14 protein-coding genes are annotated in these 13,865 nt (G+C 56.6%); all 14 read right to left on the minus strand.

The features are described 5' to 3' along the window. Positions 1–179: 179 nt before the first annotated feature. Positions 180–827, minus strand: coding sequence for an epoxyqueuosine reductase QueH (locus tag ACTRC3_RS04640; protein WP_440321899.1), 648 nt, complete (start codon positions 825–827; stop codon positions 180–182). A 15-nt stretch (positions 828–842) separates the two neighbouring features. Further along, on the minus strand, positions 843–1,673 hold the full coding sequence (locus ACTRC3_RS04645; protein ID WP_440321901.1) for a M15 family metallopeptidase: 831 nt from the start codon (positions 1,671–1,673) through the stop codon (positions 843–845). Positions 1,674–1,740: 67 nt separating this feature from the next. Next, a complete protein-coding gene (locus tag ACTRC3_RS04650; RefSeq protein ID WP_440321903.1) occupies positions 1,741–2,775 on the minus strand; it encodes an XdhC family protein in 1,035 nt (344 codons plus the stop codon). 13 nt (positions 2,776–2,788) lie between these two features. After that, positions 2,789–4,132, minus strand: a complete 1,344-nt coding sequence (gene yqeB, locus ACTRC3_RS04655) for a selenium-dependent molybdenum cofactor biosynthesis protein YqeB (RefSeq protein ID WP_440321905.1) — start codon at positions 4,130–4,132, stop codon at positions 2,789–2,791. After that, entirely contained in the window at positions 4,129–5,082 is a 954-nt protein-coding gene (yqeC, locus tag ACTRC3_RS04660) for a selenium cofactor biosynthesis protein YqeC (RefSeq protein ID WP_440321907.1), read from the minus strand. Before yqeC ends, yqeB begins: the two co-directional genes overlap by 4 nt. A gap of 12 nt (positions 5,083–5,094) precedes the next feature. Next, positions 5,095–7,368, minus strand: a complete 2,274-nt coding sequence (locus tag ACTRC3_RS04665) for a xanthine dehydrogenase family protein molybdopterin-binding subunit (protein ID WP_440321909.1) — start codon at positions 7,366–7,368, stop codon at positions 5,095–5,097. Continuing rightward, positions 7,356–7,832 carry a (2Fe-2S)-binding protein gene (locus ACTRC3_RS04670; protein WP_440321910.1) on the minus strand — a complete coding sequence of 159 codons (477 nt, stop codon included), beginning with the start codon at positions 7,830–7,832 and terminating at the stop codon, positions 7,356–7,358. Before ACTRC3_RS04670 ends, ACTRC3_RS04665 begins: the two co-directional genes overlap by 13 nt. A 7-nt stretch (positions 7,833–7,839) precedes the next feature. Then, the gene (locus tag ACTRC3_RS04675; protein WP_440321912.1) at positions 7,840–8,601 is read right to left on the minus strand and encodes an FAD binding domain-containing protein; all 762 of its coding nucleotides are present in this window, start codon (positions 8,599–8,601) and stop codon (positions 7,840–7,842) included. Position 8,602: 1 nt separating this feature from the next. Next, positions 8,603–9,994, minus strand: a complete 1,392-nt coding sequence (locus tag ACTRC3_RS04680) for a uracil-xanthine permease family protein (RefSeq protein WP_440321914.1) — start codon at positions 9,992–9,994, stop codon at positions 8,603–8,605. Between the two features lie 44 nt (positions 9,995–10,038). Next, the gene (locus tag ACTRC3_RS04685) at positions 10,039–10,275 is read right to left on the minus strand and encodes a DUF3343 domain-containing protein (RefSeq protein WP_440321916.1); all 237 of its coding nucleotides are present in this window, start codon (positions 10,273–10,275) and stop codon (positions 10,039–10,041) included. Positions 10,276–10,279: 4 nt separating this feature from the next. After that, the gene (locus ACTRC3_RS04690) at positions 10,280–11,431 is read right to left on the minus strand and encodes an aminotransferase class V-fold PLP-dependent enzyme (protein WP_440321917.1); all 1,152 of its coding nucleotides are present in this window, start codon (positions 11,429–11,431) and stop codon (positions 10,280–10,282) included. Further along, a complete protein-coding gene (gene yedF / locus ACTRC3_RS04695) occupies positions 11,428–12,048 on the minus strand; it encodes a sulfurtransferase-like selenium metabolism protein YedF (RefSeq protein WP_440321918.1) in 621 nt (206 codons plus the stop codon). The genes ACTRC3_RS04690 and yedF overlap by 4 nt, the downstream gene beginning before the upstream one ends. Before the next feature lie 84 nt (positions 12,049–12,132). Next, positions 12,133–13,170 carry a selenide, water dikinase SelD gene (selD, locus tag ACTRC3_RS04700; RefSeq protein ID WP_440321920.1) on the minus strand — a complete coding sequence of 346 codons (1,038 nt, stop codon included), beginning with the start codon at positions 13,168–13,170 and terminating at the stop codon, positions 12,133–12,135. Positions 13,171–13,192: 22 nt separating this feature from the next. Beyond that, a complete protein-coding gene (locus ACTRC3_RS04705; RefSeq protein ID WP_178039790.1) occupies positions 13,193–13,786 on the minus strand; it encodes a xanthine phosphoribosyltransferase in 594 nt (197 codons plus the stop codon). Between the last annotated feature and the right edge of the window lie 79 nt (positions 13,787–13,865).

The following is a 13,865-nucleotide window of genomic DNA, read 5'->3' on the forward strand; positions in this document are numbered from 1 at the left end:
GTCTCGACCTTGGCAAGGTCGCGCGTTACCAACTACGCCACTATCGCATTTGTATTTGCTTCTTACTGAAGCAGCAACAAAACATATTATACGGGATGTTTTCCTATTTGTCAACCTTATTTTTCATATTTTTTCATATTTTGAAAACTATTCTGTTTTTCTACACATCTCAAACAGTTTTAAATTTCTTTTGCCGCGGCCTCCTGCTGTGCCCGGCGCTCCCGCATGGAGAACACACAGCCGCAGTAATCCTGCCGGTAGAGGCCGTATTCCCTGGACAGCTCTGTGGAGCGCTTGTAACCGTTCCGTTTTTTGAAATCGCTGTAGAGATAGTCCACGCCATAGTCCTTCGCCAGCTGACCGCCGATCTCATTGAGCTTCTCCGCGTTCTTTAAGGGGCTGATGGACAGGGTCGTGGTAAAGTAATCGTATTTTCCGGCGCGGGCCATCTCCGCAGTCTCCGTAAGACGCAGACGATAACACTTAAAGCAGCGCTCCCCTCCCTCGGGAACCTGCTCCAGTCCCCGGGCCATCTCATAGAAGCGCTCCGGCTCGTAAGGCCCGTCCAGGAAGGAGATGGGATGCTCTGCGGGAAGCTGGGCAATCAGGCGCTTCTGCTCCTCCACACGCTTTCCGAATTCCTCCGGCGGATAGATGTTCGGATTGTAATAAAAGACGGTGATTTCAAAATACCGGGACAGATATTCCAGCACGTAGCTGCTGCAGGGCGCGCAGCAGCTGTGGAGCAGAAGACGGGGCACCCGGCCCTGACGCTGCAATACTTCGATTACTTTATCCAGTTCTTTTTGATAATTTATTTTGTTCATCGTTCCTGCTTCCTTTTACTTCTCGCCCAGATATTCCTCCAGGCAGATTCCCTGCTCCATGATTTCCCTGGCAGCCTCTTTCCCCACATAGCGGTAATGCCAGGGTTCGAAGATGATCCCCGTTTCCCCGGTCTTATCCGTGGGATAGCGCAGGATAAAGCCGTAGCGCCAGCAGTTTTCCCCGAGCCATTTAGCCTCCGGCGTCTCTGCCTGCTTATCGTCCAGAAGCTGATAATCCTTTGCCACAATATCTGCCGCCAGTCCCAGGTTATGCTCGCTGGTCCCGGGGTAGGCCACGACGGTTCCCGCCTGGCGATAGGCATCCTCATAGCTTAAGCCCTCGGCCTGCAGGCGGCTCACCTTATTGTTATAAAGGTCTGTCTGCTTCTCCATGGTCCGATAGGCGGAGCAGATCCAGAAGTCCAGGCCCTCTTTCCGGCCATCGGCCAGCATCTGCTGCAGCTCTCCCACCGCCCGGCTGTCAAAATAGTAATTATTCTCGATTTCAGACACCCGGGGACGATAGCCCTCCGCCATGGGGTGCGTGGCGTTGACCAGGGTCAGCTTCCAGTCCCCGGCGCTTTCTTCCCCGTCCGGGTTATCGATTGTCCCACTATCATGCTCAGCCGTCTGCGTCCTGTCATTTTCGGATTCTTCTGCCGCCGATTCCGCCCCGGCTCTCGCCAGCAGGCCCGTCTCTTTCGCAAATACAAGCTTCCCGCAAAGCAATCCCAGCACAAAGGCCATCAGCCAGATGGCTGCAAGAATCCGATAAAACTGCCTCTGCCGGCGGCGACGGCGGGATTCGGAACGCCCCGGTCTCTCATATACATGCTCACGCTGCATGTTCCTCACCTCTTGAAGCTCAGTATAGGTGAGGAATGTATCCGGCTTGTATCATTTTAAAATTCTTTCAGCATTTCTCCAGCAGCACTTCTATGACGCCGCCGCAGACCATGCCCTCTTCCTCCGCGTCGCAGGCTGTCATACTCACAGAAATCAGCTCCTGCTGCTTTTCCTTATCCTGCATAAGCCACCGGGCTTTTTCCTTCACGCCCGCTTCCACGCAGCCGCCGCCGATGGTTCCGGATACGGTGCCGTCCTCCAGCACCAGCATTTTGGTACCGACACTTCTTGGTGCCGAACCCCGGCGGGCTACGATGGTACACAGCACCTTCGCCCGTGTGTCCGTCCCGTCCCCGAGAAGCTCCAGCTGCTCCTCCGAGAAGCTGCTGTTCTTCTTATCCCCGTTTTTGACGGAAATGATTTCTCCCAGTATCGAGACCGCGATTTCCTCCGGCGTCTCCGCGTGAATGCCCAGTCCAATGGGCGCGTGAAGATCCTCCACCTGTCCTGCCAAAAAGCCCTGCTCCAGCAGCTTTTTTTTCACAAGCGCCGACCGGCCCCTGCTGCCCATCATACCCAGATAGGCATAGCTCTTCCCCAGAATCTTTTCCAGGCAGATGAGATCGTAGCGGTGTCCCCGGGTCATGACGACAAAGAAGGTGTCCTCGTCCCCGGGAACCTCTGCAAGCCCTGCCTCAAAGGTATCGCAGATCACCCTCCGGGCGCCGGCCCGTCTGGCTCCGTCCGCAAAGTACGGGCGGTCCTCCAGAACCGTCACGTCGAAGCCCAGCAGCAAAGCCATACGAAGCAGCGCCACGCCCACATGGCCCGCGCCGCAGATCACCAGCTTCTTCGCTTCTCCCAGACAGTCGCAGAATACCGTCTCCCCTGCCAGCTCCTGCTGTCCTTCGGCCCGGATTGCCCCGGCCTCCTCCCGGTGTTCTGTGAAAAATCCCTGTCCGGTTCTCTCCCAGAGAAGCCCGTCTCCGGCAAAAAAGGCTTTTTCCCCCGCATGGGGTCCCTTTAAGACGGTCAGAATCCGTTTCTCCTTTTTATCCTGATATTCCTGTAAGATGGTATATAAATGACGCAAGTTTTCCACAATCCTTCTTTCTTTACGCGCGGATATCCACATCTGCGAGTTCCTTTTCCCCACATTCCACCAGGCGCACCCTTTCCGGATACCGCTTTATCACCTGACGGCCTCCGGTATCGCCGGTCAGCTCCAGAAGCTCCGGGAAATAGCTTTTGTCCCAGAGAACCGGATTGCCCCGCTGCTCCCCGTGTCCGGCGCAGACGATAGCCCCGGGATAAGAAAAGCCCTCCTCCAGAAGTCTTTCCATGGTCGCCGGTTCCAGATAGGGCTGGTCGCAGACCATACACAATACGCCCCGCAGATCCGGATTCTGCCGAAGACATTCCGTAAGTCCAAGCTGCAGGGAATGGCTGATCCCCCGCTCCGGCTCCTGATTTATCACAACCCTTACGCCGCGCTTCCCGGCTGCCTTGGCAATTTCCGGAAACCGGGTCACGATTACACGGGTGCAGTCCGAAAAAGCGCCCAGCTTATCCAAAGTTACTTCGTACAAGGGACGCCCGTCCACCTGCTCCTCCAGAAGCTTATTTCCGCCGTACCGGCTGGACAGCCCCGCTGCCAGCGCCACGATACCGTACTGCCGCCCTACCAGCGTCCGGACGGCCTCCGCGCAGCCCCGTCCTATCTTATGGGATTTATCGGAAATGAGATGAACCAGGCTTTCGTCCTTTCTCGGATCCACGTCCCCGATTTTCATACCCTTCTTTACCGGCACGCCTGCCTGCAGCATGCCCCGGATAACGCCATCAATCTGCGCGTACACCGGTTTGCCGCCTGTATAGGCCAGGACGCTACCCTTCTCTACGATGTCTCCGATGGCCGCCACCGGCTCCATCCGGCCGTCCCCGGAAGCCTTAATCAGGCGCTCCATGGCGTAGCCGCCCACCATGCCCGGTACGCCCGTATTGGGAATGGCGCTGCCCCGGTAAATGGGGCGGCCCAGGGCTTCTCCGCGCATGGTTTCAATGACTGCGTGGCAGTCTGTCCCTGCCCGGAAGCCGGGCCCCAGAGCCAGCACCAGCGGCGCGTCCGTAAGCATTGTTCCGATATTTTTCTTCGCCATGATGGCGTCGATAACTACCTCCGGCTGCCAGATCTTTCGCACCCGGGCTTCCGGATCCACCAGTACGCTGATGACGCCCTGTTCTGAGAGGGCTATGGCTTCCTCCGCCGATCCGGCCAGCACGCCGGTCACGCCCTCTACCTCCGCCCGTCCCTCGTAGACCGCCCGGGAATAGGCCACCTGGCGGCGTACCGTCAGCGGTACGGCGATTTCTGTCATGATAATCCGGTGCCCCTCCCGGAAAAGCTCCCAGGCCACGCCGGTGGCCAGATCCCCGGCTCCCCTAATCAATATCTTCACTTTGCTTCTCCTGTTATCTGCGGATTCCAGGGCGGCATTAAGTGAGAGGCTGTGAGAATCACACACTCTCCCCATTCCGCACTTCCTGATTTCTCTCTCATTTCTCTATCTGAAAACTGTTTTTTCGCTAAACTTATTTCAACTTCTCCCGTTGGATTTCTCATAAAGGTTTCTTTGAAATATTTTGCGTTTATCAGTTTCTTTTCCAATGTTCGTATTTGCCGGGCGGCCTCCCATGCTGCTGCCTCGCGCTCCGGCGTATCCGCCTTATTGAACAGCACCGCATAGCACATGCCAGGCTGCACACCCTTTCGGCCCCCCTGTGGACTGATTGCCAGTTTTGCCAGATCCGCGGCGGTCAGCCGGGCGGTCTCCTGCTTTTCCAGAATGGCGCAGACCTGCTCCACACGACAGCAGACCTCTTTGATAGGCTGCCCCACAGCGTCCAGTCCATACACGCAGAGCACAAGCCCCGTCTCCGGCAAAATCACCGGTTCGCCCTCCCTGGGCGCTTTGACCGGCTTTTCTCTGGCTCCGTCTGCCTCCAGCAAAAGCCAGATCCCCTCCGACAGAAGCTCCCGGTAAAACCGATCCGGCAGCGCTTTACATTTCCAGTCGGAAACAGGCTCTCCCATCCAGAGAGTGCCTGTCTTCTTTAACATCTCCCGGGCCGCCTGCAGATCCGGACGGTCCAGAAATCCTGTATTCTTTTCATATCGGATATGGGTGGTGGTACCTGCGGCTGCCTGGATTCCCAGTTTTTTACATTCCATCTGTAAGCGGCGCAGACAGGTGGTTTTTCCGCCTGCGCCCACGATGGAAATGACCCGGTTCTTTTCCGGCTTCTTTTCCGGTTTCCCACCAAAAGCAACGCTGCTTTCGACCGGACCCAGGGAAGCCAGCAGCGACTCCCGCTCCACCCATTTCCCGTCTATCCATTCTTTTAACATGTCTTATCCGAATCAGTCTGTCCCCAGCGCAATCTTCTCGCTGGTAATCGGCAGGTTCCGGTGCCATACGCCCGTCGCGTTATAGATGGCATGGGCCAGGGCCGGAGCCGGGGTATTGATCACGATCTCACCGATGGATTTTACGCCGAAGGGGCCGGTGGGCTCGAAGCTCGGCTTAAATTCCACCCGGAAATGTCCCATATCCTGGCGGGTCGGGATCTTGTACTGCATCAGGGAACTATTGATAAGCTTACCCTTCTCCGTGTACTGAATATTCTCGTAGAGAGTCATTCCGATTCCCTGACCTAAGCCTCCCTCCACCTGGACCGTCGCCAGGTTCGGGTTCACAACCGTACCGCAGTCTACCACCGCCGCATAGTCCAGGATCTCCACATGGCCCGTCTCCTTATCCAGCTCGATTTCCACCGCGCCTGCCATATAGGGAGGCGGCGATACCGGGGAGCTATGGCTTTCTGTCACCTGTAACGCGATTTCGTTGCAGACCTGGGCCTTGTAGCCGATCTCCTCGCTGGTAACGGATTTTCCGGTTTTCACATCGGTGGCTTTTCTGCCGTCGAACTCCACGTCCTCCGGGTCGCATTCCAGCATGCCTGCCGCTACCTGGCAGATCCGTTTTTCCAGCTCTGTGGCTGCCTTGACCACGGCCTGCCCCGTAATATAGGTGGTACTGGAGGCGTAGGATCCGGAATCATAGGGGGAGCTGTCTGTGTCCGCGCCGGAAACGAAGATCTCGTCGGTGGTCACATGCAGACATTCCGCCGCCATCTGGGCCAGAATGGTATCGCAGCCGGTTCCCATATCCGCCGCCGCGATGGCCAGCTTATAGGTACCGTCCTCGTTGAGCATGATCGTCGCGGATCCCACGTCCACATTGGAGATACAGGAGCCCTGCATGGCCATACCCACGCCTACAGCGCGTACCTTGCCATTTCCCATATCCCGGGCAGGGTATTTTTCCTTCCAGCCAATCATTTCGCAGGCCCGGACCAGACACTCGTCCAGACGGCAGCTCTCTGCCACCTCGCCGAAATAAGCCGGCATAAGCATCTTTTCCCGTACCACATTTTTCAGTCGCAGCTCCACCGGATCCATGTGAAGAACCGTCGCCAGCTCATTTACGATGGATTCCAGGGCAAAGATTCCCTGGGTGGCTCCATAACCCCGGTACGCGCCTGTGGCAAGCTGATTCGTGTAGACTACGTCAAATACATGACGGAAGGCCTCCAGGTTGGCTGTATACAGGGGAATCGCCTTGTGTCCCGTCAGTCCCGCCGTAGTGGGGCCGTGGTCGCCGTAAGCGCCTGTATTGGACAGGTTGTAGAGGTCGATGGCACGGATCGTTCCGTCCCGGTCTGCGCCGATGCTGACCCGGACGTCCATCTCATGACGGGGAGAGCCGGCAATCTGGCTTTCTTTTCTGGTATAGATGAGCTTGGACGGCTTCTTTGTCATCCAGGTAACAAAGGCCGGATAAATCTCCGTCACCACCGTCTGCTTGGCGCCGAAGCCGCCGCCTATCCGGGGCTTCATGGCCCGCACCTTTGCCCTGGGAATCCCGAGGGCCGTGGATACAATTCGTCTTACATGGAATACGATCTGGGTCGAGCTTACGACCACCAGTCTTCCGTAGGTATCGATATAGCAATAGGTCCGGAAGGTCTCCATCATGGCCTGGTTGACCGCCGGGACATGGTAGGTGCGGGTGAGCTTTACCTCACAGTCCTCAAGGACCGCCTCCACATCTCCGTCGCCGTCCTCCATATGGGCACAGAGATTCCGCCTGTTGTCCGCTCCCACCGGGAACCGGGATTCCCAGTTATCCTCCGGATGCACCAGGATTTCATTATCGATGGCCTCATGATAATCCAGCAGCGCCGGAAGCACCTGGTATTTCACCCGGATCACCCGCAGGGCCTTATCCACACATTCTTCATTCTCGCCTGCTACAATCGCTACCGGATCGCCCACAAAGCGCACATGCTGATCGAGAATCAGATGGTCGTAGGGGCTCCACTCCGGATAGGTCTGTCCCGCTGTGGCAAACCGGTTCTTCGGCACGTCCTTCCAGGTATACACTGCCTCGATACCCGGAATCTTCAAGGCCGCCGCGTAGTTTACGTCCTCCACGATGGCATTGGCGTGGGGGCTGCGAAGAAGCTTTACCACCAGACATTCCTTCGGGGCGAGGTCATCTACATAGACCGGCTGTCCGGTCACCAGCGCTATGGCGTCCTTCTTGCGTTCCCGTTTTCCTACTTCCCGCATGCGGCACCTCCGTTCTTCTTATACTCGATAAAGGCGTGCATTCCCCGCAGCTGTCCCTCATAGCCAGAGCAGCGGCACAGGTTGCCTGCCAGATACTGCTTGATTTCCTCGTCGGTGGGCTCCGGGTTCTCCCGGAACAGGGCGATGGCGTTCATAATCATGCCCGGATTGCAGAAGCCGCACTGCTCCGCGCCCTGATCGGCGATAAAGGAGCCGAATTCCTCTGCTTCCTTCTGCAGTCCCTCCAGGGTCTCCACCCGGCGTCCCTCTGTCCGCGCCGCAAGCATGGCGCAGGAAAGCACCGGGGTACCGTCCAGAAATACGGTACAGAGTCCGCAGTTGGTCGTCTCACAGCCGCATTTTACACTGTGGCAGCCATGCTTCCGGACAAAATCAAAGAGTGTCATATCCGCGGCAATCTCATCTGTTATCTTTTTTCCGTTTAAGATCATCGTTACGATCATGTCAGCCTCACTCCTTTCCCTGAATCTCTGCGAAGGCACGTCCAAGCAGCACGCCTGCCAGATGACGGCGGAAGGCGTCGGAGGCGCGCATATTGCTCTGGAAGGGGGTTTCATCTGCCAGACGCTCTGCTGTCTCCTTGTCCATGCGCTCGATCTCATACAGCTTCGCGATACCCGGTCTTGCGCCAATCACGGCCTTCTTTACGCCGCCGCAGTCGGATACGGCCACGGTCAGCACCGGAAAATCGGTTCGTGTGTTCCGGTGGGACAGATACGCAAAATGACCCGGACATTTCTTTACGATGACCCGCACCAGAATGTCATTGTCACGCTTCATTTTTACAAATTCTGACATTGGCACAATGCCGCCCTTATAGAGCTCCACGTAGGAATCCAGGGCCAGAAACGCCGTCATCACATCGGAGAAGCCGAAGCGTCCGAAGATACTGCCGCCTACCGTAGCCAGGTTCCGGAACTGGGTGCCCACGATATCGCAGATCGCGTCATGCAGCAGTCCCTCGCACAGGGCGTTCAGTCCCTCATGCAGCTCGATCTGACGCAAGGTCACCATACAGCCGATGGAAAATGCTTCCTCCGTCTCCTCGATCTCGTCAAGCCCCAGACCTGACAGATCGATGGCCTTCTGCACGTTCCGGTTGCCCAGGCGGAGCCACAGCATACCGCCCAGGATCTTGTTGGTGCGCTTCTGGTTCAGCTCCCAGGCCTCCTCCAGACTTTCCACCTTTACCAATTCTCTTATTTTTATCATGCTATTCCTCCTTTGGGAGAACAATATTCAGGATAATCGCTACCAGGGCAGCCGGTACGATACCGGATCCGCCGAAGATGAGCTGTACGCTCTGGGGCAGTCCCGCCAGCACGCCACTGTTGGCGCCCAGACCATAGCCCAGACCCAGCGCCACAGATACAATCGTCGTGTTGCGAACGGTCATTTTCTCCTTGGTAATCAGGCCGATACCGCTGACTACGATGGAGGAAAACATCATGACTGCCGCGCCGCCCAGAACACTCTGGGGCATAATGGAAATCAGTGCGGACAGCTTGGGGAACAGGCCGCAGAGAATCAGGAACACGGCTCCGGTCGCCAGGGCAAACCGGTTTACCACCTTGGTCATGGTGACCAGACCTACGTTCTGGCTGAAGGAGGTGTTCGGAAGCACGCCGAACAGGGAAGCCAGGGAGGAGCCCACGCCGTCGCAGACTACGCCGCCGGACAGCTCGGAATCGGTCGCCTCCCGATCCATACCGCCCTCAATGACGCCGGAGATATCTCCTACGGTCTCCACCGCGGTTACCACGAACATAATCAGCACCGGAACAATGGCTCTGGGGTCGAAGACCAGCTTCACCGGCATCAGGGCCGGAACCGCGAACCATTTTGCCTGGGCCACCTTATCCCAGTTCAAAACCCAGGCCTTGGTATACTCCACGCCCTCCGCGGTTACTCCGGTGGTGGGCAGAACCAGTGCCATGATCGCCGCCACAATATAGCCTACAATAATTCCAATCAGAATCGAAGAAACACTGGTCATTCCCTTTGTGCCATGCTTCAGCGCAATGATGACCACCAGCACCAGAGTTCCCAGGAGCAGGTTTTCCATGGAGCCGTAATCCTTCGCGGAGCTTCCGCCGCCGAAGGATCCCACGCCTACGGAAATCAGGGACAGACCGATGGAAAGTACCACGGTACCGGTCACAACTGCCGGAAAGAAGCGGCGCAGAGGCTTCAGCATAAAGCCGAGAACCGTCTCAAAAAGGCCGCCAATCAGGGAAGCTCCCAGAATCGCGCCGTACGCCAGGATACCGCCGCCCATGACGCCTGCCACGCTGTTGAATACGCCGATAAAGCCGGAGCTGGTACCCATGATAATCGGTACCTTTCCGCCCACCGGACCGATGGCGTACAGCTGAATCAGGGTTACAATTCCCGCCACCAGCATGGCGTTCTGCAGAAGCGCTACCTGCACCTCCGCAAATTCCGTACCGGAGCCGATTCCGCAGGCTCCTGTGATAATCAGAATCGGGGTCAGATTTCCCACGAACATGGCCAGCACGTGCTGGAGTCCCAGGGGAAATGCTTTTCGAAAAGGCATTTTGCCATAAAAATCATAGGCTGCTTTCTTGTTTTCTACTTCATTCATACATGTTTCTCCTCATTTGCGATAGATAAATTCTTACATATTTTTCATAGTTCCAGGGTATACATACCCTCCCACCGGATAGCCGCCCAAAGCATTGCCTGCTGCAGCAGCTCCTTCTCTGTGGGCTTCGCCTTCCAGGCCATACCGCAGCCTGCGGTAATCTCCCGGGGAATGGGAATCAGTCTGCCGGGAAGCCCCTCCTTTTCACAATGCCGTTCCATTTTCATGGCCTCGGTGGTGGTTCCAAAGGAGATCACCAGCGCTTCTGTTTTTTTCCGCATTGCCTTACTCCTCCGCCAGCTCCCGGACGGCTGCCGCCGCCTCGTCTGCCTCTGCCTCTGTATTGAAATAGGAAAAGCTGAACCGGACCGCCCCCTGCTCCCGGGTTCCCAGCGCCTCATGCAGAAGCGGCGCGCAGTGGGCTCCTCCCCGGACGGCGATCCCGTAATCCTCATAGAGCCAGTCCGCCACCCGTGCAGAATCGTAATCCCGGATATTCAGGGACTGGATTCCCGTCCGACGGTCCAGATCCGGATTTCCGTAGAGGGTTACGCCCTCCACCTCCTTCACGCCGTCCACAAACCGCCGAAGAAGCGCCTGCTCCCGGGCGCGAATCTGCTCCACGCCGGTCTCCAGAAGCCAACGGGCCGCCGCGCCCAGGCCCGCGATTCCATGGCCGTTCAGGGTGCCCGCCTCCAGCGCCGCCGGCATCTCCGACGGATGCTCCCGGTCGAAGCTGTGAATTCCGCTTCCGCCCACCTTCAGGGGCCGGATCGAAAGGCCGGGACGGACGCAGACGCCTCCGGTTCCCTGGGGGCCGTAAAGTCCCTTGTGGCCGGTGAAGCACAGGACGTCGATCCCCATATGTTCCATATCCATGGGGACTGCGCCCGCCGTCTGCGCAGCGTCTACGATAAGCAAAAGACTGTGCTTTTTTGCGAAGGCTGCCGCACGTTCCAGATCGGTGATATTGCCCGTCAGGTTGGAGGCGTGGGTGATGATCAGGGCTTTTGTGTTCGGACGGAGCAGGGATTCCAACTCATCGTAAGCCAGGATGCCTGCCTGCCGCTCTTCCCCGGCTTCCGCCTTTACAGGAAGCACCGACAGCTCCACGCCCTGCAGCCGGTACAGGGGTCGCAGCACGGAATTGTGCTCGCAGACGGTGGTAATCACATGATCCCCCGGCCCGAACAGGCTGCCAAGCACCAGATTCAGGCTCTCGGTGGCATTGGCCGTAAAGACCACCTGCTCCGGAGCCGCCGCGCCCAGAAGCTCTGCCAGGCTTTCTCTGGCCCGGTAGATGGTCCGTCCCGCGTAAAGGGACGCGTCATGGACGCCCCTTCCGGAATTTCCCATGGAAGCCATGGCTTCCAGAAGGGCCTCCTTTACGCACTCGGGCTTTCTAAGGGTGGTCGCTCCGTTATCCAGATAAATCATGGCTTAACGATTTTCGCCGCGCCCGCCATGGTCTCAGCGATGACGTACATATTGGTGACCTCGCCCACCTTTAAGCGGTCTGTCAGCCCGTAGTGGTTCAGGCAGGTGCCGCAGGTGAGAATCTGTACGCCCTGGGCCTCCAGGGACTTCAAATCCTCCAGGGACGCGGACCCCTCGCAGGTGAGGGCGGCACCTCCATTGTAAAAGAGCAGGGTCTTTGGCAGGATATCCAGCTGTGTCAGCGCATAGATGTACCCCTTCATCAGAAGCCGTCCAAGCTCCGGATCTCCCTCGCCCATGGTGGCGGAGGCTATCACGACCACCGTATTCTCCCTGGCGTCGGGAATACAGGCTTCCGGCTCCGCTTTCGTCGGCAAAGTCTGCGTATCTGCTGCGTTTTCGCCAATCTCCATGGTTACCTGATACTGTCTGTCCGAAAGCTTTTTGGAGCTGACCCTGTAGCCCTTCTGATTGGCCATCTTGGTCAGGTTCTGGACTGCAATCTCATTGTCTACCAGCGTCTCCACCACGCCGCTTCCGCCCAGCTCTTTAATGGCGTTTTTGGTCTTCACTACGGGAATCGGGCAGGCGTCGCCCAGTGCGTTTACCTGAATCATGTTTCTTTCCCTCCTCTTCCTTTCTCATTTTTATGAAAATTTCTTTCTGTAAAAATAACTTCCTTCTTTCTACTAAATAATTACCTATGAGTCTCCTTCGACTACCAGAATCTCCGGCTCCGTGCGCTTCACAATCTCGCCCACGATCTCCGCCGGAAGTCCCGCCGCGCGAAGCTCATTTCTCAGATCCTCTGCCTCGTCCGCGCCTACCGCCATCAGCAGTCCGCCGGAGGTCTGCGGATCAAAGAGCAGCTCCTCCATAGCAAAGGAAACTTTTTCAAATTTTACATATTTCTCCATATAATTCCGATTCTTCTGTCCGGCCGCCGTCAGCAGAAATTCCTCTGCATGATGCAGCGCTTCCTCGATGCGCGGCACCTTCTCCGCCTGTATCCGACAGGACAGCTTTCCGTCCATCATCTCATGGAGATGACCCAGGAAGCCAAAGCCCGTCACATCGGTACAAGCGTGAATCTCGTAGTTTCTTCCTATCTCAGAGGCTGTTTTATTCAGCGTAGTCATGGACGCAATCGCCTCCGCCATGGCCTCTTCGGAAGCCTCGCCCACCCGGTTCGCCGTGCAGACGATACCGACGCCCAGCTTTTTGGTAAAAATCAGTCTGTCTCCGGGCCGTCCGCCGTTATTGGACCAGATGTGATCCGGGTGTACCAGTCCCATGACCGACAGGCCGTACTTGACATCGGCGTCGTGGATAGAATGGCCTCCCGCCAGGATACCTCCCGCCTCCAGCACCTTTTCCGAGCCGCCCCGCATGATTTCTCCCAGGATATTCAGATCCGCAGACTCGGGAAAGCAGACGATATTGAGCGCGGTTTTCACGTCGCCGCCCATGGCATAGATATCGCTTAAGGCATTGGCCGCCGCTATTTTTCCAAAGGTATAGGGATCCTCCACCATGGGCGGAAAGAAGTCCAGGGTCTGAACCACCGCTGTGTCGTCGCTGATGCGGTAAACCGCCGCGTCGTCCTTACTGTCGTAGCCCACCAGAAGATCCGGATTCTCCGGCCCCCTGGGCAGCTTTTCCAGGACATGGCTTAAAACGCCGGCTCCCAGTTTTGCTGTACAGCCGCCGCCCTTACAGAATACGATTTTTTCACTCATAGTTTTTCTTCTAATCCAATCTTTATTCCACTTCACTCTGATCGCGGAATTTCACATTTCCAGTCGCCGCGTCCATGCTCTCTACGATGGCCAGGGACTCCAGCTGATAGCCAAGGTTCCGGATCATCCGTCCGCCGGACTGGAAGCCCTTCTCTACGGCGATTCCGATACCTTCCACGGTGCCGCCTGCCTGTGCCACGATGGAAATCAGGCCTTGGAGCGCGCAGCCATTTGCCAGGAAATCGTCGATAATCAGTACGTGATCCTCCGGCCCTAAGAAACGCTTGGATACGATGACCTGATTTTTGTTCTTGTGGGTGAAGGACTCTACCTCTGCCACGTAGACGTCTCCGTCAATGTTGATGCTCTGGCTCTTTTTGGCAAATACCACCGGCACGTCGAAATAGCTGGCTACCACACAGGCGATGCCGATACCGGAGGCTTCAATGGTCATGATTTTATTGATATTCTTGTCCGCAAAGCGCTTTTTGAACTCCTCGCCCATCTGCTTGAACAGGTTGATGTCCATCTGATGATTCAGAAAGCTGTCTACTTTCAGGACGTTGCCTTCTTTTACGATGCCGTCTTTTAAAATTCTTTCTTCCAGGAAATTCATGGTTTTTCTCCTTTTTGTCGTTTCTTTCTACTAATGTTATCTTTAAAAATAGCATAGATATCGACATTTTTCAAGGAAG

The organism is Laedolimicola sp., from assembly GCF_051972735.1.
In the GTDB taxonomy this organism is placed as follows: domain Bacteria; phylum Bacillota; class Clostridia; order Lachnospirales; family Lachnospiraceae; genus Laedolimicola; species Laedolimicola intestinihominis.

What these genes read in the sequence shown, in the direction of transcription:
- ACTRC3_RS04685 (WP_440321916.1), bottom strand. Translation starts at nt 10,275, where the DNA reads ATGCGGAAAAAAACAGAAGCGCTGGTGATCTCCTTTGGAACCACCACC.
- ACTRC3_RS04665 (WP_440321909.1), bottom strand. Translation starts at nt 7,368, where the DNA reads ATGCGGGAAGTAGGAAAACGGGAACGCAAGAAGGACGCCATAGCGCTG.
- ACTRC3_RS04670 (WP_440321910.1), bottom strand. Translation starts at nt 7,832, where the DNA reads ATGATCGTAACGATGATCTTAAACGGAAAAAAGATAACAGATGAGATT.
- ACTRC3_RS04705 (WP_178039790.1), bottom strand. Translation starts at nt 13,786, where the DNA reads ATGAATTTCCTGGAAGAAAGAATTTTAAAAGACGGCATCGTAAAAGAA.
- selD (WP_440321920.1), bottom strand. Translation starts at nt 13,170, where the DNA reads ATGAGTGAAAAAATCGTATTCTGTAAGGGCGGCGGCTGTACAGCAAAA.
- yedF (WP_440321918.1), bottom strand. Translation starts at nt 12,048, where the DNA reads ATGATTCAGGTAAACGCACTGGGCGACGCCTGCCCGATTCCCGTAGTG.
- ACTRC3_RS04690 (WP_440321917.1), bottom strand. Translation starts at nt 11,431, where the DNA reads ATGATTTATCTGGATAACGGAGCGACCACCCTTAGAAAGCCCGAGTGC.
- ACTRC3_RS04675 (WP_440321912.1), bottom strand. Translation starts at nt 8,601, where the DNA reads ATGATAAAAATAAGAGAATTGGTAAAGGTGGAAAGTCTGGAGGAGGCC.
- ACTRC3_RS04640 (WP_440321899.1), bottom strand. Translation starts at nt 827, where the DNA reads ATGAACAAAATAAATTATCAAAAAGAACTGGATAAAGTAATCGAAGTA.
- yqeC (WP_440321907.1), bottom strand. Translation starts at nt 5,082, where the DNA reads ATGTTAAAAGAATGGATAGACGGGAAATGGGTGGAGCGGGAGTCGCTG.
- ACTRC3_RS04680 (WP_440321914.1), bottom strand. Translation starts at nt 9,994, where the DNA reads ATGAATGAAGTAGAAAACAAGAAAGCAGCCTATGATTTTTATGGCAAA.
- ACTRC3_RS04645 (WP_440321901.1), bottom strand. Translation starts at nt 1,673, where the DNA reads ATGCAGCGTGAGCATGTATATGAGAGACCGGGGCGTTCCGAATCCCGC.